Origin of the sequence: Streptomyces sp. NPDC005266 (assembly GCF_040607655.1) — a bacterium.
Classification (GTDB): Bacteria; Actinomycetota; Actinomycetes; order Streptomycetales; family Streptomycetaceae; genus Streptomyces.
The window spans coordinates 58,546-76,047 of record NZ_JBEXHC010000002.1 but is presented as its reverse complement, the minus strand read 5'-3'; the positions used below and the strand labels follow the sequence as shown (position 1 = coordinate 76,047).

Below are 17,502 nucleotides of genomic sequence, written 5' to 3'. Positions count from 1 at the left end.
GATGAGATACATGATCGCGTTCGTTCCTTCCTGGTGCCGATGCACGCGTCGATCGCAAAGGATCGTCTCGTCGCACGGTAGTGGCCGGTCGATCAGTGGCCGCGCGGGGCATACATGATCACGGCCATCCCCGCGAGACAGATCAGCGCCCCGATGACATCCGACCGGTCGGGGCGGTAGCCGTCGGCCACCATGCCCCAGGCGAGCGATCCGGCGACGAAGACCCCGCCGTACGCGGCAAGGACGCGCCCGAAGTCGGCGTTCGGCTGGAGGGTGGCCACGAACCCGTACAGGCCAAGCGCGATCACCCCGGCGCCGATCCAGACCCAGCCCTTGTGTTCCCGCACCCCCTGCCAGACCAGCCAGGCACCGCCGATCTCGAACAGGGCGGCGACGACGAACAGGGCGACGGAGCGGGCGACAAGCACAGCGGGACTCATCCTCGGTCGGCGGCGGGGTGAACAGCTCGACGGTAGACCGTCGGCACGATGCCCCAGGTCACCGCGGGCCCGTAGCCACCGGCCGGGTCCCTGCGGCATGCCGCCGCCCGCCGGACGGGGCGGGCCTCGGGGCGCCGACCCGCCGGACATCGGCGAAAATGGCTGAGCGGCGAGGCGCCGCGGCCACGGGCCCGGCCCGCGTGCCGCGGGGGTGCTCGCCACCGGCGTGACAGCGATCCTCGGGGCCCGGCGTTCAGGAGGACGATCATGGCTGTACCGGCATCGGCACGCTCCGGTGGTGCCCCCGCCCCGCGGATGCTCGGGATCTATCTCAACGACCATCTGGCCGGATCGACCGCCGGGGTCAGGCTGGCCCGGCGGATGGCGCGGGAGCACCGGCACTCGGCCTTCAGCGGCGAGCTCGCGAAGCTCGCGGTGGAGATCGCGGAGGACCGCAGGGCGCTGCTGTGGTGCATGGCCTCGATCGACGTCCCCGTGCGCCGTTACAAGATCTACGGCGGGCTGGCGGGCGAGCTGGTCTCCCGGGTGAAGCCCAACGGCCGGCTGCGGCGCCGTTCCGGGCTGAGCACGGTCCTGGAGCTTGAGGCGCTCCGACTGGGGGTGGAGGGCAAGGCACTGCTGTGGCGGACGCTGCTCGCCACGGCCGTCCACGAGCCCCGGCTGGACACCGGCCGGCTCGCCGAGCTGCTGGACCGGGCCGGGCAGCAGCTCACCACCCTGGACTCGCTGCACTCCCGGGCCGTCTCGGCGCTGGTGTCGCCCGGCCACCGCCCCGGGGTGCCGGGGTCGGAGGCCGGGGCCGCCACGTCCGGGCGCCGTCACCCATCGTGACGGGCCCGTGTCTGCGGTGCATCACCCGGCGGGCAGGGGGCACCCTGCAGCCATGAACGGACTCCCTGGCACACCCGAGTCGTACTGGATGGGCTCCGCGCCGAGCACCCCCCACCCGGCCCTCACGACGGACCTGCGGGTCGACGCCGCGGTCATCGGCGGCGGTATCGCGGGCCTGAGCACCGCGTGGGAGCTGGCCCGCACCGGCCGGAGCGTGGCAGTCCTGGAGGCCGGGCAGATCGCCGCGGGTGTCACCGGCTGTACGACAGCCAAGCTCAGCGCACTGCACACCCTCGTGTACGACAAGGTGCGCAGGACCCGCGGCGCGGAGGGGGCGCGACTGTACGCGCGATCGCAGACGGATGCCGTGGAGCGGGCCGCGGCCATCGTGGACGAGCTCGGCGTGGACTGCGAGCTGGAGCGCGTCCCGGCGTTCACCTATGTCCTGGATCCGGCGCGCACCCCTGAGATCCGGGCCGAGGCGGACGCGGCCCGTGAAGCCGGGCTGCCCGCCTCGTATGTCACGGAGACCGGGCTCCCGTTCCCCGTCGCGGGCGCGGTCCGGGCCGAGAACCAGGCCCAGTTCCACCCCCGCAAGTACCTGCTCGCGCTCGCCGAGGACCTGCGGGCGCGCGGCGGGCTGATCCATGAGCGCACGCGTGCCATCGGGCTGGACGAGGGCACCCCCTGCCGTGTCACCACCGAGAACGGGCCGGTGGTCACGGCCCGGGACGTCGTCATCGCCACCCACTACCCGGTCTTCGACCGGGCGCTGCTGTTCACCCGGCTCGCCCCGCACCGCGAGCTCGTCGTCGCCGGCCCGATCGCCGCCGACCGGGACCCGCACGGCGCGTACATCACCCCGGAGCAGAACAAGCGCTCCGTGCGCACCGCCCCGTACGGCGACGGGCAGCGGCTGCTGATCGTCACCGGCGAGTCCTTCAAGCCCGGCGCCGCGGACACCCCCGAGCGGTTCGCGCGACTGGCCGACTGGGCCCGGGAACATTTCCCCGGCGTCGACGTCACCCACCGCTGGGCCGCTCAGGACAACGACCCCACCGACACGGTTCCGCTGGTCGGCCCCTTCCACCCGGGCGCGCGCCACACCTATGTCGCCACCGGCTTCGGCGGCTGGGGCATGAGCGGCGGCATCATGGCGGGCCGGCTGCTCACCGCCCTCATCACCGGCGAGGAGCCGCCGTGGGCCGGGCTGTACGACCCACGGCGGCTGCGGACCGCCCTGCGCGAGGCACCGGCGCTGCTCAAGCACCAGGCCGAGGTCGGACGGCACTTCATCGGCGACCGGTTGCGGACCACGCATGCCGACTCCGTCACCGACGTCGCCCCCGGCACGGGAGCCGTCGTCCGCGTCGGCGGGCGCCACCGCGCCGTGTACCGCGACGAGGACGGCACCACCCACACCCTCTCCGCCCGCTGCACCCATCTCGGCTGCCTCGTCGCGTTCAACACCGCGGAGCGGGCGTGGGAGTGCCCCTGCCACGGGTCGCGCTTCGGAACCGACGGCCGCGTGCTGCAGGGTCCGGCCCTTCGTCCCCTCAAGGAGTTGTGACCTCGGCCACGAGGCGCACATGGCCCTGCGCCGTCCGGGTAGGCGGCTTCATGTCGTTGCCCCTCACCAGGTTGACTGTCGAAAGGACCACGCCGTGCTGATGGCCCACCCGGTCGTACTCCGCAACCTCATCGAGCAATACGAGACCCTCCAGGTGCTGCGCGCCGAATCCGGCGGTGCCGAGGTACGCCAGCGGATGGACGACCTCGCCTACACACTGTGTGTGTCCACCGGCACCCGCGATGTGGACGCGGCCCTCATCGCCGCCCGGCACCGGCTGCCCGGCGCCCGCGTGGAGGACGACTCGGCACTGACCGCCTGAGCGCGCCTGCGCTCCTCCCCCTCCCCACCGGCCCGGCCGGAGACCCAGCGCCCCGCGCTGGGTCTCCGGCCGGGCCGCTCTGTGCTGACCCAACCCGGCACCGGCGGGCCGCTGTTCACAACCGGCCTCAGCGCCGTCCGACCGATACCCGCCCTGGGCGGTCTGGCGGTGGCCGAGGTCCGGCTGCCGGACCGCACCGGGCGGGGGCCGCAGGACCAGCGGGACCCGGCGCCGGAACAGCAGCGGCGGCGACGCCACGTAAGGCCGCTGAAGCCACCAGCCGTGCTGGACCGCTTGGCTTCGCGGCCGGTGTCCGGTGTACGACCCCGAGCTCCGCACCCTGTCCGTCCACCACCGGTGGCGCTCGCCGCCCTTGTCACCGCTCACGGGCACGACGGAGCACAACAAACGCTCACGGTCCTCGGCCTCGTACGACTCGTACGCCCTGCCCCCTCGGCTCAGCGAACCGCTCCACCCGTCAGGCGCCGAAGCGGCGGCGTGATGCCTCGATGTGACCGAGGTACTGGTGGGTCCAGTCGCACATGCCATGGACTGTCTCTCGTAGGGCTCGGCCCGGCTCGGTGAGGGTGTACTCGACGCGCGGCGGCACGGTGGGGTGCACGCTCCGCTCGACCAGGCCGTTGCGCTCCAGCATGCGCAGGTTCTGGGTGAGCATCTTGTGGCTGATGCCCTCGACTTCCTTCCGCACCTCGCCGAAGCGCAGGGTGCGTGCGCCCAAAGCGTCGATGATCAGAAGCGCCCACTTATTGGCGACGTCCGAGAAGATTTCCCGCGCCAAAGAGTCCGCGCGCGTCAGGTCCGCTTCCTCGGGCGAGCCTCTGAACTGCTTGGTCACCATAAGGTTCCCCAGTCACTGAAAAGTGCGTTCTTCCACGTCAGCCGCCACTCTCCTACGGTTCTTGAGTAACCACAAGGGACCATGAGCGTCTTGGTTCGGTGGAGGCGAGCCCACGGGCTCTCATGACAAGGAGGAAGGCAGTATGGCCGTCACCCTGGTAAACCCCAGCGGATTGCCGAAAATCGATGCCTACCGGCAGGTGTCGATCGCGACTGGGTCGAAGCTGGTCTTCATCGCCGGGCAGGTCGCCTGGGATGCCGACGGGGTCACGGTAGGCGAAGGTGACCTCGCCGCTCAGGTCGAGCAGTGCTACCTCAACATCGGCACCGCCCTGGCCGAAGTCGGCGGTTCCTTCGACGACGTGGCGAAACTGACCGTCTACGTCGTCGACTGGACCCCCGACAAGATGCCCCTGTTCCTGGAGGGGGTCACTCGGGCGGCCGCGAAGCTGGGGGTCACCCCGGTACCGCCGGGCACGCTGCTGGGCGTTGCGGCACTGGACGTACCCGACCATCTGGTGGAGGTCGAAGCCACCGCGATCATCGACTGAACAGGTGTTCGTCATTCCGGCCGGCCGTGCGCCCGCACCGGCGGCAACGGGCCGCCGTAGCGTTCGAGGGTGACGCGGGTGAGTTGGCCGGTGCAGCCCTGGGCGAGGCGGGAGGTGCCGGTGTCGGGGGTGAGGGCGTTGGGGTTGCCATGGACGCAGGTGGCGATGTCGGAGGCCGAGGGGTCGTACCAGGCGCCGGTGGAGAGTTGGACCACGCCGGGGCGCAGGGCGTCGCTGATCACGACGCCGGCGAGGCAGCTGCCGACGGAGCTGCGGATCCGGACGACGTCGCCGTCACGGAGGCCGTGGGCGGCGGCGTCGGTGGGGTGGACGCGGACGGGTTCGCGGTCGGCGACCTTCGAGGCGGCGCTGAGCTCGCCGTGGTCGAGCTGGCTGTGCAGCCGGGTCGCGGGGTTGTTGGCGATGAGGTGGAGCGGGTATGCCCCGTCCTGGTCGTCTTCGGGCGGCAGCCACGCCGGATGGCCGGGGCAGTCGTCGTAGCCGTACGAGGCGACGGTGGACGAGTACAGCTCGATCCGGCCGCTGGGGGTGGCCAGCGGATGGGCGGTGGGGTCGGCGCGGAAACCGGCGTAGAGGGTGTGGCGTTCGCGCAGTCCCCGCAGCGGGATGCGGCCCGCCTTCCAGAAGGTGGCGAAGTCCTCCTCGGGGGCGTACCGCGGCTCGAGGCCCTGGCGCCAGGTCTTATAGAGGTGTTCGAGCCAGCCACGCTCGTCGCGGCCCTTGGTGAAGGCGTGGCCGGCGCCGAGTTCGGTGGCGAGGTCGGACAGGATCCGGTAGTCGTCGCGGGCCTTGCCCACCGGTTCGGCGACGCGGTGCATGGCGATGAGCGCCGCGTCCTGCTTGGCGCCGCCGATGTCGTTCCGTTCGAGGGTGGTGGTGGCGGGCAGGACGATGTCGGCGTGCCGGGCGGTGGCCGTCCAGTGGGGCTCATGGACGACGACGGTGTCCGGACGGCCGAAGGCCCGGCGCAGCCGGGCGAGGTTCTGGTGGTGGTGGAAGGGGTTGCCGCCGGCCCAGTGGACGAGGCGGATGTCGGGATAGGTGAGACGCTTGCCGTCGTAGTCGTACTCCTCCCCGGGGTGCAGCAGCAGATCCGCGATCCGGGCGCAGGGGATGAAGTCGGGGACGGGGTTGCTGCCCTGGTCCAGTGTGGGCAGCTTGTACGGCAGGTTTCCGGCGCCGGTCCCGGCGGTGGCCCCGTAGCCGTGGCCGAAGCCGCCGCCGGGCAGTCCGATCTGGCCGAGCAGACAGGCCAGGGCGATCCCGGCCCACACCGGCTGTTCGCCGCGGTGGGCGCGCTGGAGGGACCAGCTCAGGGTGATCATGGTGCGGTGCCGGGTCAGCTCATGGGCCAGTGCGGCGATGCGGGCGGCCGGGATGCCGCAGATCTCCTCGGCCCAGTGGGGGGTCTTGGGGGCGGAGCCGTCCTTGCCGAGGACATGGCAGGCGAAGGTGTCGAAGCCCTCGCAGTGGCGGCGGCAGAAGTCGGCATCGTAGCGCCCCTCGTCGATGAGGACGTGGCACAGCGCGAGCATCAGCGCGGTGTCGGTGCCGGGGACGGGGGCCAGCCACTCGGCGTCGAGTTCGGCGGCGAGATCGTCGCGCACCGGGCCAACCAGGATGAAGCGGGCGCCACGGGCGCGGGCGGCGCGCAATCGCCCGGCGGTCCGGTGGAGGCTGATGCCACCGGCGTTGACGTGGGAGTTCTTGGCGGGCATGCCGCCGAAGCAGAGAAACAGGCCGGTGTGCTCGGCCAGGACGGGCAGGGTGGTGGGGGCGCTGATCGGGGCGTCGTCGCCGACGATGTGGCGCAGCAGGGTGCGGGAGGCGCCGATGCTGTAGGTGCCGACCGACCGCGTATAGCCGCCGATGCAGTTGAGGAACCGGTGGATCTGGCTCTGCGCGTGGTGGAAGCGGCCCGCGCTGCTCCAGCCGTACGAGCCGCCGAAGATGGCGCGGTTCCCGTGGTGGGTGCGGACCCGGTCGAGCTCATGGGCCAGGAGGGGGATCACCTCTTCCCATGACACCGGCACATAGTCGTCGTCGCCGCGGGCCGGGTCGGGGCCGGGGCCGTGTTCGAGCCAGCCGCGGCGGATGTGCGGGGTGAGGACGCGGCCGCGCGGACCGAGCGCGGCGGGGACGTTGCGCAGCAGGGGCGACGGGGCGGGGTCGCCGGGGTCGGGGGTCACATCGAGGCCGCCGTCGGGGCGGGTGGCGGCGTGGAAGGCGCCCCAGTGCGAGCTGTGCGGGCGGCCGGGCGGCGGGGCCTGCGGCGGGTGTGGCCCGCGTCCGGTCCCGTTACTCGCTGCCCCATCCATCCTGACCTCGCCCTTTCCCTGACGTCTCTCCTTTCCCGGGTTCCTCGCTCTGTCGTTCTTACTCTTCCTCGACCGGTCCTGCTCGGCAGAAAGCCGATCACGGTCGGCGGCTTCACTACAATCGCGGGGCAGCGAAGCCCTGTGCAGCAGAGGCTGAGGGCTGCACGATGGGCACTCGGCGTCAGGCGGACACCGCGGCCGGCCGCCGTGGCGGCCCGCGGTGGAACGAAAGGCCGCAATCCGATGCGTACCCAGCACCCGCGCGACGCCGATCCCCTGGCCGCGCTCAGCCCCGCCGAGTCGGCCCGTCTCATGGCGGTCATGCGGGATACGGCGCTGAGCCGCGGGCACCTCCCGCTGCCCGCGCGCCCGGTGATCGGCGCTTCCTGGGACCGGATGCTGCGGCTCGGGCTCGACCCGGACCACGGGCGCGCCCCGGTCCCGCTTCGGCTGGACGAACTGGAGCGGCGGCGGAAGGAGACCCGGCTGGCCGATGTGCTGCCCACCCTGCACAGCGGGCTGCTGGAGGCGGCGGAGGCGGCCGGCCACATCATGATCATCGCTGATGCCGACGGCCGGATCCTGTGGATCGACGGCCACCGCGGGGTCCGCCGGCACGCCGCCGACGGCATCGCGCTGATCGAGGGCTCCCACTGGGCCGAGGACGTCGCCGGGACCAGCGGGATCGGTACCGCGCTCGCTGTCAGGTCCCCCGTACGGGTGCATTCGGCGGAGCACTTCGTCCGCGCCTTCCACACCTGGAGCTGTGCGGCCGCCCCGGTGCGCGACGCCCGGGACGGACGGCTGCTGGGCGTCATCGACATCAGCGGTCCGGCCGCCACTGCCCATCCGACGGTGCTCTCCCTGGTCACCGCGACCGCCCGGTGGGCCGAGGGTGAACTGCGGCTGGCCCACACCCGCGAGCTCGAGGCGGTGCGCGCCGTCGCCGCCCCCGTACTGGCGCGCCTTCGCGGCAAGGCGGTGGCGGTCGACCGGCACGGCTGGGTCGCCGGGGTGACCGGGGTGACCCCCCGTAACCGTCGGCTGCTGCTGCCCAAGGCGGCGCAGGACGGGCCGGTCTGGCTGCCCGCGCTCGGGATGTGCACGGTGGAGACGCTGCCCGGCGGCCATCTGGTGCGGGTGCTGGACGGGGAGGACGACGAGCACGGCGCCCCGGCCCGCGAGGGCCGCCTGGTGCTGGACGTACGCCATGCGCACCACTGGTCGCTGACCTTCTCGGGCCCCTCCGGCACCTGGACGCACCAGCTCAGTGCCCGCCACGCCGAGGTGCTGCTGGTGCTCGCCGCGCACCCGGAAGGGCGTACGGCGGCCCAGCTCGCCCAGGATCTGTTCGGGGATCCGACGCGGACGGTCACGGCACGGGCCGCGATGTCACGGCTGCGCGGACGGCTGGGGGCGGTGCTCGCGCACCGCCCCTACAGGATCGCGGACGGGATTCGCATGGACGTCACCAGGCCGGACCGCCCCCACCAGCTGCTCCCTTTCAGCGCCGCCCCGGCGATCGGCCGGCTGCGGAGGGACGAGGGCGCCCCCGGGTGACAGCCGGAGCGGGAGAGCAGGACATCACCGCTTGACGCGGGCGTCAGCGCCGCCCCGCGATCTCCTCCGGGCGCGGCACCTCGGCCAGCCGCTCGGCGGGCAGCAGCCCCTTCTCCAGGACGAGTTCGGCGACTCCGCGCCCGGTGGCGAGCGCCCGCCGGAGCGGAAGAAGGCCCTGGGGTGTGTCCGCGAAGTCGCGTCGGATCAGCCCGCGACCTCTGGTGAGGGGGTGCGGGGGGCACCTCCCAGCGGTAGCCGGGGGAACATCGCGAGGCGGAGGGCCGTCCTCGCGGTGGGGCGGCTTGGACGCGCCCGACGACGCGGCGAGGAGTGGTGCCAGGCGTCGCGGGCCGGGCGGGACTTCGCGGACACGCCCTACGTGGCGGGCGGGGTGAGGGTGAGGGCGCCGGTGGTGTGCAGGGAGCCGACCGTGGTGCCGCCGCCGTGGACGGGGCTGGTGGCGAACTCGGCCAGGACGCCGGGGTCGATCCCGCAGTGGGCGAGCGCCGCCGCGGTCACCGGCATCCGGGCGCGGTCCGCGCCGTCGGCGATCTTCACGGCGACGGCCCGGCCGTCGGGCAGCGCGGCGACCTGGACGCCCTCGAAGCCGTCCTTGGCGATCAGCCCCGGCACGGCGCGCATCAGCCGGGCGACGTCCCGGTCGGTACCGGATGCCATCTCCGGGTACGCGCGCAGGGCGGACGCGACCCGGCCCTCGGGGGTGTCCATGGGGGCCGAGGCGATCCGGGCGAGGGCTCGCGCGAGGCCGTGCGGGGAGACGGAGAACAGCGGGGCGCCGCAGCCGTCGACCGTGACCTGGGCGACGCGCTGCCCGGTCAGGTCCTCCACGGTTTCGGCGATCAGCCGCTGCAGCGGATGGGCCGGGTCGAGGTAGTCCTCCAGCGGCCAGCCGCGCAGCCGCGCCGTGAGCAGCATGGCGGCGTGCTTGCCCGAGCAGTTCTGGGCGAGCCGGGTGGGCACGCCGCCGTCGCGCAGCCAGGCGTCACGCTGGGCCGCCCCGTACGGCAGATCGGGGACGTTGCGCAGCTCCTCCTCGGTGAGGCCGGCCTGGTCGAGGATGCGCCGCGCCCCGGCCAGGTGCCGCTCCTGGCCGGAGTGGCTGGCGGCGGCGAGGGACAGCAGCTCTCCGTCGAGCGGCAGTCCGGCGCGCAGCAGCGCGACGGCCTGGAGGGGCTTGAGCGCGGAGCGCGGATAGAACGCCACTTCGATGTCGCCGGCCTGGAACGCCACCCGGCCGTCGGCGGCCAGCACGACGGCCGTGCCGTGGTGGACGCCTTCGATGACGCCGGCCCGCACGACGTGGGCGAGCGGCACATGGCGGGGTTCGCGGACGGCGGGGGGCTCGGCCGGGGTACGGCGGGTCGCGTCGTCGGTCCGTCCGAGGGGGATGCTGCTCATGGTGGTGCTCTCGTGGTCGGGGGTGGTCACGGGATGGTGCGGGCCCAGGGGTGCCTGGTCGGTGAGGCGCGAGGAGAAACGGTTCATCAGGAGGCGTTCATCCGGCCATCGGCGGTGTTCATCCGGCCGCGTACGCAGAACCAGCCGACGACCAGGGCCACCATGATCGCCGGAAGCGCCATGACGGTGAGCCGGCTGGGCCCGCCGTCGGCCCACATCAGGGCCAGGACCGAGGCGAGGAAGCCCAGGGTGACGATCTCGGTGTACGGGGAGCCGGGGAGCCGGTAGCCCGGCCGGGAGACCTCGCCGGCCTGGGCGCGCTGCCAGAAGCGCAGATGACAGAGCATGATCACGCCCCAGGTGGACAGGATGCCGAGGGCCGCGAAGTTGAGGACGATCTCGAACGCCTCGCTCGGCACCACATAGTTGAGGGCCACGCCCAGCACACAGAAGAAGGCGGTGAGGAAGATGCCGCCGTAGGGGACGTGGGTGCGGCTCATCGTGCCGGTGAACTTGGGCGCGGAGCCGGACATCGCCATCGAGCGCAGGATCCGCCCGGTGGAGTAGAGGCCCGAGTTGAGGCTGGACATCGCGGCGGTCAGCACGACGAGGTTCATCACCCCGCCGGCCGCCGGCACCCCGATCTTGGACAGCACGGTGACGAAGGGGCTCTGGTCGCCCGAGTAGGAGCCGGAAGGCAGCAGCATCGAGAGCAGCACCACGGAGCCGACATAGAAGACGGCGACCCGCCACATGATGGAGTTGATCGCCTTGGGCATGATCTTCTCGGGCTGCTCGGTCTCGCCCGCGGTGACGCCGACGAGCTCCACGGAGGCGTAGGCGAAGACGACACCCTGGATGACCAGCAGCATCGGCAGCGCGCCGTGCGGGAACACCCCGCCGTGGTCCGTGAGGAGGCTGGGCCCGGTGGCGTGGCCTGCCACCGGCTCGCGGCTGACCAGCAGGAAGATGCCGATCGCCATGAAGACGACGAGGGCGCCGACCTTGATGATCGCGAACCAGAACTCCAGCTCGCCGAAGATCTTCACGGAGATGAGATTGACCGAGAGCACGACGGCGAGCGCGATGAGGGCGATCACCCACTGCGGGATCTCGGTGAACATCCCCCAGTAGTGCGTATAGGTCGCGACCGCCGTGATGTCGGCGATACCGGTGGTGGCCCAGTTGAGGAAGTACATCCAGCCGGCGACGAAGGCGCCCTTCTCGCCGAGGAACTCACGGGCGTAGCTGACGAAGGCGCCGGAGGACGGCCGGTGCAGCACCAGCTCGCCGAGGGCCCGCACCACCAGGAAGGCGAAGACACCGCAGATCGCGTACGCCAGGGCCAGCGAGGGCCCGGCATCCTTCAGCCGCCCGCCGGCGCCGAGGAAGAGACCGGTGCCGATCGCGCCGCCGATGGCGATCATGTTGACATGCCGGGCCTTGAGGGACTTGCTGTAGCCGGCGTCGCCCGCGTCCACATGCCGGTGCCGCTCGGCCTGGGGCTGCTGACGTATTTCTTGCCGGAGGGACTGCTCGCTCACGCCTGCTGTCCGCCTCACTTGGTTATGTCCGTCTTACTTCGGTATGTCAGTACGAACGTCCGCCGGGGCAGGCCGCACGATGGAGGTCAAGGTGGCCTCGACACGTTCGAGGTGGTGCGTCATCGCCTCCACCGCGTCGTGTTCGGACCCGTCGGCGAGCGCCTCGACGATCGTCCGGTGTTCCCGGTTCGACTGCTCACGGCGGCCACCGAGTTCATTGAGGAAGGCCGACTGCCGGGCCAGGGCATCGCGGATCTCCTCGATGACCCTGCGGAAGACCGGATTCTGCGCGGCCTGGGCGACGGCGAGATGGAACAGCGTGTCCATCGCCACCCATGCCGTGGTGTCGGCCTCCTGCTCCATCCGCACCAGCAGATGGTTGAGGTGGTCAAGGTCCTCGGCCGAGCGGCGCAGCGCCGCGTAGCCGGCCACCGGGATCTCGATGTGCCTGCGCACCTCCATCAGGTCACTGGCCGCGTAGTCGCCGAAGGTGGGGTCCTCCACCGGCCCGCTGGAGATGACGAATGTGCCCTTTCCGGTGCGCGAGGCGGTCAGCCCCATGGTCTGCAGGGCTCGCAGGGCCTCGCGGAGCACCGGCCGGCTCACCTCCAGCCGACGGCACAGCTCCGCCTCGGAGGGGAGTTTGTCCCCCACCGCGTAGTCACCGCGCTCGATCGCGCTCCGGAGGTGGGTGAGAACCGCTTCCATCGCGCTGACGCGCCGGGGGTAACCACCTGTCTGGCTGTCTGACAAGTTCACGCGCCGATCCTCAGCCGTCCACCGGAGCTCTGTCAAGGGTCCAAATGCCTAGGTCAGCGGAGCGCGCCCCGCCCCTGGTGCCGATGTGCCTCACCACCTCGGAGGCCCGGGAGTCATATGATGAACGGGGAATGTATCCGCGGATGGGACGGGTGCGATGGCCATCTCCGAGGGAATCGCGCCGACCGAGGCGCACGTCCCATTCGACATGGCCGATGCGGCAACGGCGCTGATCGACGCCACGGGGACCATCGTGGGCTGGACGGCCGCGGCGGAGAGCCTGCTCGGCTATCCGGCGGCCGAGGTGATGAAGCGGCCGGCCTCGATCCTGCTGGCGTCACCCGACGACGCGGCGAAGGCGGCGGTCATCGCGGAAGAGTGCCGGGTGCACGGCAGTTGGGGCGGGCATCAGGCGATCCGGCACCGGGACGGCCACCGGGTGGAGGCGAGGCTGCGGATCTCCTCGGCGCGAGAGCCGGGCGGCGACGTCGGCTGGCTGGTCTCCGGGGTCGACATGGAGGCCATCCCGAGCTGGGTGCTCAGCGGCTCGCTGCTCAAGGCGTTCCTCACCCGGTCGCCGATCGGCATCGCCGTACTGAGCCCGGATCTGCGGTACGTATGGATCAATGACACGCTGGAGCGCTACAGCGGCGTGCCGCGCGAGCGGCGGCTGGGGCGCCGGATGGCGGACTGCCTGCCCGGCCTGGACACCGAGGCGCTCGAAGCGCGGATGCGGCGGGTCCTGAAGACCGGCAAGCCGTTGATCGACTACGAGTACCGGGGCTGGACCCCGGCAGACCCCCACCATGAGCACGCGTACTCGACCTCCTTCTTCCGCCTGGACAGCGCCGAGGGCCACGCCGTGGGCGTGTGCTACATGGCCATGGACGTCACCGACCGGTGGCGGGCGCGGGAGCGGCTGGCCCTGCTCAGCGAGTCCAGCGAGCAGATCGGCTCCACTTTGGACGTCATGCGCACCGCACAGGAACTGGCCGAGTTCGGGGTGCCGCGGCTGGCCGACTTCGTCACCGTCGACCTGCTGGAGTCCATCCTGCGCGGCGAGGAGCCGTCGACGCCGCGGACCCGGACCCTCCCACCGTTCCGGCGCGCGGGTCAGGCATCCATCCACGAGGGCTGCCCGGAGTCCATCGCGGCCGCCGGCGACCGGGTCGCCGTCTCCCCCGGGTCGCCCTTCTCGTGCAGCTTCCTCGGCGGGGAGGCCGTGCTCGACCCGGAGCTGGACGCCTCCATGGCCGCCTGGAGCGGCGACGACCCGGCCCGGACGCGGAAGGTGCACGAATTCGGGATGCGCTCCTTGATGGTGGTCCCGATCTGCGCGCGCGGCGCCATCCTGGGCGTGGCCTCGTTCGTCCGCTCCCGCCATCCGGACCCGTTCGAGGAGGACGATCTGCTGCTCGCCGAGGAGCTGGTCGCGCGGGCCGCGCTGTGCGTGGACAACGCACGCCGTTACACCCGGGAGCACACCGCGGCGCTGACGCTCCAGCGCAGTCTGCTCCCCCACACCCTGACCGGCGGCCAGGCCCTCGATGTGGCCTCGCGCTACCTGCCCACGGACACGCGGAACGGGGTCGGCGGCGACTGGTTCGATGTGATCCCGCTGTCCGGGGCCCGGGTGGCGCTGGTGGTCGGCGATGTCGTGGGACGCGGCATCCACGCGGCGGCCACCATGGGGCGGCTGCGGACCGCCGTCCACACCCTCGCCGATCTGGATCTGCCCCCCGAGGAGTTGCTGGCCCACCTGGACGACCTGGTCATCCGGCTCACCGAGGAGGAGGCCGGCCAGGAGGGCGCGACCGCGGCGGTGCCGGGCGCCACCTGTCTGTACGCGGTCTACGACCCGGTCACCCGGCGGTGCACGATGGCCCGGGCGGGGCATCCCGCCCCCGCGATCACGCACCCCGACGGCGACGTCTTCTTCCCTCCGCTGCCCGCCGGGCCCCCGCTCGGCCTCGGGTCGCTGCCGTTCGAGTCGGCGGAGCTGGAGCTGCCCGCCGGAAGCCTGATCGCCCTCTACACCAACGGGCTGATCGAGACCTGCGACCAGGACATCGACGTCGGGCTCGGGCGGCTCAGCCGCGCCCTCGCGCAGGCCGTCCTTCCGCTCGAGGAGCTGTGCTCCAGCATCATCGACACCCTGCTGACCGCGCCGCAGTCCGACGATGTGGCCCTGCTGCTGGCACGTACGCACGCACTGGGCACCGGCCATGTGGCCTCGTGGGACCTGCCCTTCGACCCGGCGGTCGTGGCCCACGCCCGGTCCCTGGCGGTCCACCAGCTCGCCGAGTGGGGCCTTGACGAGCTGGTGATGACCACGGAGCTGATCGTCAGCGAGCTGATCACCAATGCCATCCGCCACGGCACGGGCCCGATCCGGCTGCGGCTGATCCGGCACTCCATGCTGATCTGTGAGGTCAGCGACGCCAGCAGCACCTCTCCGCGGCTGCGCCACGCCCGTACCACCGACGAGGGCGGACGCGGGCTGTTCCTGGTCGCGCAGCTGACCCGCCGCTGGGGGACCCGCTACACCGAGGGCGGCAAGCTCATCTGGGCCGAGCAAGACCTTCCGGCACCGGTATGAGACACACTGCGGCGCGTCCGCGCCCTGTTCATGATCGCCTCACTCCCCCACACTGGTCATATGCCAAGAGGAGGGGGGCATCCGGCGTGCGGAGGTCGGTCGGCGGCGGGGACCGGTGGCGGATTCGGCTCGCCTCCCCGTGGTGGCGCGGCGGTGTCGCGGTGCTGGCGGGCGCGCTGCCCGCGCTCGCGTTTCCCGAGCCGTCGCTGTGGTGGTGGGCCTACGGCGCCCTGGTGCCATGGCTGCTGCTGGCGCGCTCGGCGCCCACCGGCCGCCGGGCCGCGCTGGACGGCTGGCTGGGCGGAGCCGGATTTCTGCTGGCGGTGCACCACTGGCTGATGCCGAGCCTGCATGTGTTCATCGTGGTCCTGGCCGCGCTGCTGGGGCTGGTGTGGGTGCCGTGGGGCTGGCTGACGCACCGGCTGCTGCACGGGCGGCCGGGGCCGGGCCGGGTCGCCGCGGCGCTGGTGCTGCTGCCGTCCGCCTGGCTGCTCGCCGAGCTCGTACGGTCCTGGCAGTACCTGGGCGGGCCCTGGGGGCTCCTCGGCGCGAGCCAGTGGCAGGTGGAGCCGGCGCTGCGGCTGGCGTCGGTGGGCGGCGTCTGGCTGCTGGGCGCGCTGCTGGTGATGGTGAACGTCGCGCTGGCCGTGCTGATCGCGGTGGACGGGGCCCGTACGGTGGCGCTCGCCGGGATCACGGCCGTCGCCGCCGCGGCGGCCGGGGTGTGGGCGTGGGTGCCGGTCGCGAAGGAGACCGGTACGGCGCGGATCGCGGTGGTGCAGCCGGGGGTGATCCAGGGTCCCGGACCCCGCCTCGAGCGCAGTGCGGAGCTCACCCGGCAGCTGGCCGGGCGCCACCTGGACCTCGTGGTGTGGGGCGAGAGCAGCGTCGGCGCGGATCTGACCGCGAAGCCCGCGCTGAGCCGCCGGCTGGCCGAGCTGTCCCGGACGGTGGGCGCCGATCTGCTGGTGAACGTGGACGCGCGGCGCGGCGAACGGCCGGGGATCTACAAGAGCTCGGTACTGATCAGCCCGCACGGCCCGACCGGCCAGCGCTACGACAAGATGCGGCTGGTGCCCTTCGGCGAGTACATCCCGGCCCGGCCGCTGCTGGGCTGGGCCACCTCGGTGGGCAAGGCGGCGGGCGAGGACCGCCACCGCGGCACGGAGCAGGTGGTGATGCGGCTGCCGGGCGGGCTTCGGGTCGGGCCGCTGGTGTGCTTCGAGTCCGCCTTCCCGGACATGAGCCGCGCGCTGACCCGGGACGGGGCGCAGGTGCTGGTCGTCCAGTCCGCGACCTCGACGTTCCAGGACAGCTGGGCGCCCACGCAGCACGCCTCGCTGGCCGCGCTGCGCGCCGCCGAGACCTGGCGGCCGATGGTGCACGCCACGCTGACCGGGGTGAGCGCCGTCCACGGGCCGCGCGGCGAGCCGGTGGGCCCCCGGATGTCCACCGACACCAGCGCGGCCACCGTCTATACGGTGCCGCTGGGCGAGGGCACGAGCCCATACGTCCGGCTGGGGCCCTGGCCCGTCTACGGGGCGCTGGCCGCGCTCGCCGCCTTCTGTGCGGCCTGGGGCGTCCGCGTGCTCAGACGGCCGTCGGGCCGCTGAACTCCAGCGCGTCCTTGATGACCCGCTCGCACAGCTCGTGCGTGCGCAGCGCGTCCTCGGCGCTGAGCCGGGTGCCGGAGCGCACGGCGTCCAGGAAGGCGTCGGTGATCTGCTCCATCCCGCGCTGCCGGGCGACCGGGACCCAGTCGCCGCGCCGCCGCACGCTCGGCTGTCCCTTGTGGTCGACGACCTCGGCGAGATTCACCACCTGCCGCTTGGTGTCCTGCCCCGAGACCTCCAGCACCTCCTCGGCGGAGCCGCTCATCCGGTTCATCACACCGAGCGCGGTGAACCCGTCGCCGGACAGCTGAAGGACGACGTGGTGCACGAGGCCGTCGCGGATCCGGGCGCGGACGTCGATGTGGTCGACCGGACCGGGCGCGAGGAAGCGCAGCGTGTCGACGACATGGATGAAGTCGTCCAGGACGAGCGTGCGCGGATCCTCGGCGAGGCCGACGCGATTCTTCTGTATGAGGATCAGATCGCGCGGATGGTCCAGACACTGCGCGTACCCGGGGGCGTAACGCCGGTTGAAGCCGACCATCAGCCCCACCCCCCGCTCCTCGGCCAGCCGCACGATCCGCTCACTGTCGCCGAGGTGGTACGAGAGCGGCTTGTCCACATACGTCGGCACCCCGGCCTCGATCAGCCGGGTGACGAGCTCGGCGTGAACGGCGGTGGGGGCGTGCACGAAGGCGGCGTCGAGACCGGCGGCCAGCAGCGAGTCGAGGTCGGCGTGGCGCTGGGCGCCTGGGAGGCGGTAGGTGTCGGCGACCCGCTGGAGGGTGGCGGGGCGGCGGGTGAGCAGATGCGGCTCAAGACCCGGCCGGGCCATGAGTACGGGCAGATACGCCTTCTGCGCGATGTCGCCGAGACCGATGCAGCCGACCCTCACGATGATGCCTCCCGATTCGCTTCGCCCGCGTGGATGGGTGCCGATCCTACGACCGGGGCGCGGCGCCTGAGCCGCTCCCCCTGCCTGCCCCGGGCCCGCCTCGGCGGAGTGGCTGTGCGGGCCGGTTCGGCCGCGCGGTGAGGGGCCCGGTGGGCGGCTGCCAGTCGGCCATGCCGTCGAA

General features: G+C 72.4%; 14 protein-coding genes. 7 read left to right on the top strand and 7 right to left on the bottom strand.

Annotated elements, in window-relative coordinates; all coding sequences use genetic code 11:
• Positions 1 to 92: 92 nt before the first annotated feature.
• On the bottom strand, positions 93 to 428 hold the full coding sequence (locus ABZU99_RS03870; RefSeq protein ID WP_355951808.1) for a YnfA family protein: 336 nt from the start codon (positions 426 to 428) through the stop codon (positions 93 to 95).
• Positions 429 to 707: 279 nt separating this feature from the next.
• On the opposite strand from ABZU99_RS03870, the gene ABZU99_RS03865 reads away from it, so the two are divergent.
• From ABZU99_RS03865 to ABZU99_RS03855, 3 genes are all read left to right on the top strand, one after another.
• Positions 708 to 1,292: a hypothetical protein gene (locus tag ABZU99_RS03865; RefSeq protein ID WP_356050161.1), complete on the top strand. Its 585-nt coding sequence runs from the start codon at positions 708 to 710 to the stop codon at positions 1,290 to 1,292.
• 52 nt (positions 1,293 to 1,344) lie between these two features.
• Positions 1,345 to 2,862, top strand: a complete 1,518-nt coding sequence (locus ABZU99_RS03860) for an FAD-dependent oxidoreductase (RefSeq protein WP_356050160.1) — start codon at positions 1,345 to 1,347, stop codon at positions 2,860 to 2,862.
• 94 nt (positions 2,863 to 2,956) lie between these two features.
• The gene (locus ABZU99_RS03855) at positions 2,957 to 3,184 is read left to right on the top strand and encodes a DUF5133 domain-containing protein (protein ID WP_355951799.1); all 228 of its coding nucleotides are present in this window, start codon (positions 2,957 to 2,959) and stop codon (positions 3,182 to 3,184) included.
• A gap of 478 nt (positions 3,185 to 3,662) precedes the next feature.
• On the opposite strand, the gene ABZU99_RS03850 is transcribed toward ABZU99_RS03855, so the two are convergent.
• Entirely contained in the window at positions 3,663 to 4,043 is a 381-nt protein-coding gene (locus ABZU99_RS03850) for a helix-turn-helix domain-containing protein (RefSeq protein ID WP_355951797.1), read from the bottom strand.
• A 142-nt stretch (positions 4,044 to 4,185) separates the two neighbouring features.
• Between ABZU99_RS03850 and ABZU99_RS03845 the strand changes: the two genes are divergently transcribed.
• Entirely contained in the window at positions 4,186 to 4,593 is a 408-nt protein-coding gene (locus ABZU99_RS03845; protein WP_356050159.1) for a RidA family protein, read from the top strand.
• Positions 4,594 to 4,604: 11 nt separating this feature from the next.
• On the opposite strand, the gene ABZU99_RS03840 is transcribed toward ABZU99_RS03845, so the two are convergent.
• Positions 4,605 to 6,932: a molybdopterin-dependent oxidoreductase gene (locus tag ABZU99_RS03840; RefSeq protein WP_356050158.1), complete on the bottom strand. Its 2,328-nt coding sequence runs from the start codon at positions 6,930 to 6,932 to the stop codon at positions 4,605 to 4,607.
• 243 nt (positions 6,933 to 7,175) lie between these two features.
• On the opposite strand from ABZU99_RS03840, the gene ABZU99_RS03835 reads away from it, so the two are divergent.
• On the top strand, positions 7,176 to 8,492 hold the full coding sequence (locus ABZU99_RS03835; RefSeq protein ID WP_355951789.1) for a GAF domain-containing protein: 1,317 nt from the start codon (positions 7,176 to 7,178) through the stop codon (positions 8,490 to 8,492).
• Between the two features lie 375 nt (positions 8,493 to 8,867).
• Here ABZU99_RS03835 and ABZU99_RS03830 read toward each other — a convergent pair whose 3' ends face one another.
• The 3 genes from ABZU99_RS03830 to ABZU99_RS03820 form a co-directional block, all read right to left on the bottom strand.
• The gene (locus tag ABZU99_RS03830; RefSeq protein WP_356050168.1) at positions 8,868 to 9,911 is read right to left on the bottom strand and encodes an asparaginase; all 1,044 of its coding nucleotides are present in this window, start codon (positions 9,909 to 9,911) and stop codon (positions 8,868 to 8,870) included.
• 86 nt (positions 9,912 to 9,997) lie between these two features.
• The gene (locus ABZU99_RS03825) at positions 9,998 to 11,455 is read right to left on the bottom strand and encodes an amino acid permease (RefSeq protein WP_355951786.1); all 1,458 of its coding nucleotides are present in this window, start codon (positions 11,453 to 11,455) and stop codon (positions 9,998 to 10,000) included.
• A 33-nt stretch (positions 11,456 to 11,488) separates the two neighbouring features.
• Positions 11,489 to 12,214, bottom strand: a complete 726-nt coding sequence (locus tag ABZU99_RS03820; protein ID WP_355951783.1) for a FadR/GntR family transcriptional regulator — start codon at positions 12,212 to 12,214, stop codon at positions 11,489 to 11,491.
• Between the two features lie 157 nt (positions 12,215 to 12,371).
• Here ABZU99_RS03820 and ABZU99_RS03815 point away from each other — a divergent pair, with 157 nt between their 5' ends.
• Both ABZU99_RS03815 and lnt read left to right on the top strand, forming a co-directional pair.
• Positions 12,372 to 14,813, top strand: a complete 2,442-nt coding sequence (locus ABZU99_RS03815; protein WP_356050157.1) for a SpoIIE family protein phosphatase — start codon at positions 12,372 to 12,374, stop codon at positions 14,811 to 14,813.
• A gap of 86 nt (positions 14,814 to 14,899) precedes the next feature.
• Positions 14,900 to 16,426: an apolipoprotein N-acyltransferase gene (lnt, locus tag ABZU99_RS03810; RefSeq protein ID WP_356050156.1), complete on the top strand. Its 1,527-nt coding sequence runs from the start codon at positions 14,900 to 14,902 to the stop codon at positions 16,424 to 16,426.
• Here the strand turns inward: lnt and ABZU99_RS03805 are convergent.
• Positions 16,404 to 17,321 carry a Gfo/Idh/MocA family oxidoreductase gene (locus ABZU99_RS03805; protein ID WP_355951775.1) on the bottom strand — a complete coding sequence of 306 codons (918 nt, stop codon included), beginning with the start codon at positions 17,319 to 17,321 and terminating at the stop codon, positions 16,404 to 16,406. The genes lnt and ABZU99_RS03805 overlap by 23 nt on opposite strands.
• Positions 17,322 to 17,502: the final 181 nt, after the last annotated feature.

What these genes read in the sequence shown, in the direction of transcription:
- ABZU99_RS03845 (WP_356050159.1), top strand. Translation starts at nt 4,186, where the DNA reads ATGGCCGTCACCCTGGTAAACCCCAGCGGATTGCCGAAAATCGATGCC.
- ABZU99_RS03860 (WP_356050160.1), top strand. Translation starts at nt 1,345, where the DNA reads ATGAACGGACTCCCTGGCACACCCGAGTCGTACTGGATGGGCTCCGCG.
- ABZU99_RS03815 (WP_356050157.1), top strand. Translation starts at nt 12,372, where the DNA reads ATGGCCATCTCCGAGGGAATCGCGCCGACCGAGGCGCACGTCCCATTC.
- ABZU99_RS03830 (WP_356050168.1), bottom strand. Translation starts at nt 9,911, where the DNA reads ATGAGCAGCATCCCCCTCGGACGGACCGACGACGCGACCCGCCGTACC.
- ABZU99_RS03850 (WP_355951797.1), bottom strand. Translation starts at nt 4,043, where the DNA reads ATGGTGACCAAGCAGTTCAGAGGCTCGCCCGAGGAAGCGGACCTGACG.
- ABZU99_RS03835 (WP_355951789.1), top strand. Translation starts at nt 7,176, where the DNA reads ATGCGTACCCAGCACCCGCGCGACGCCGATCCCCTGGCCGCGCTCAGC.
- ABZU99_RS03840 (WP_356050158.1), bottom strand. Translation starts at nt 6,932, where the DNA reads ATGGATGGGGCAGCGAGTAACGGGACCGGACGCGGGCCACACCCGCCG.
- ABZU99_RS03865 (WP_356050161.1), top strand. Translation starts at nt 708, where the DNA reads ATGGCTGTACCGGCATCGGCACGCTCCGGTGGTGCCCCCGCCCCGCGG.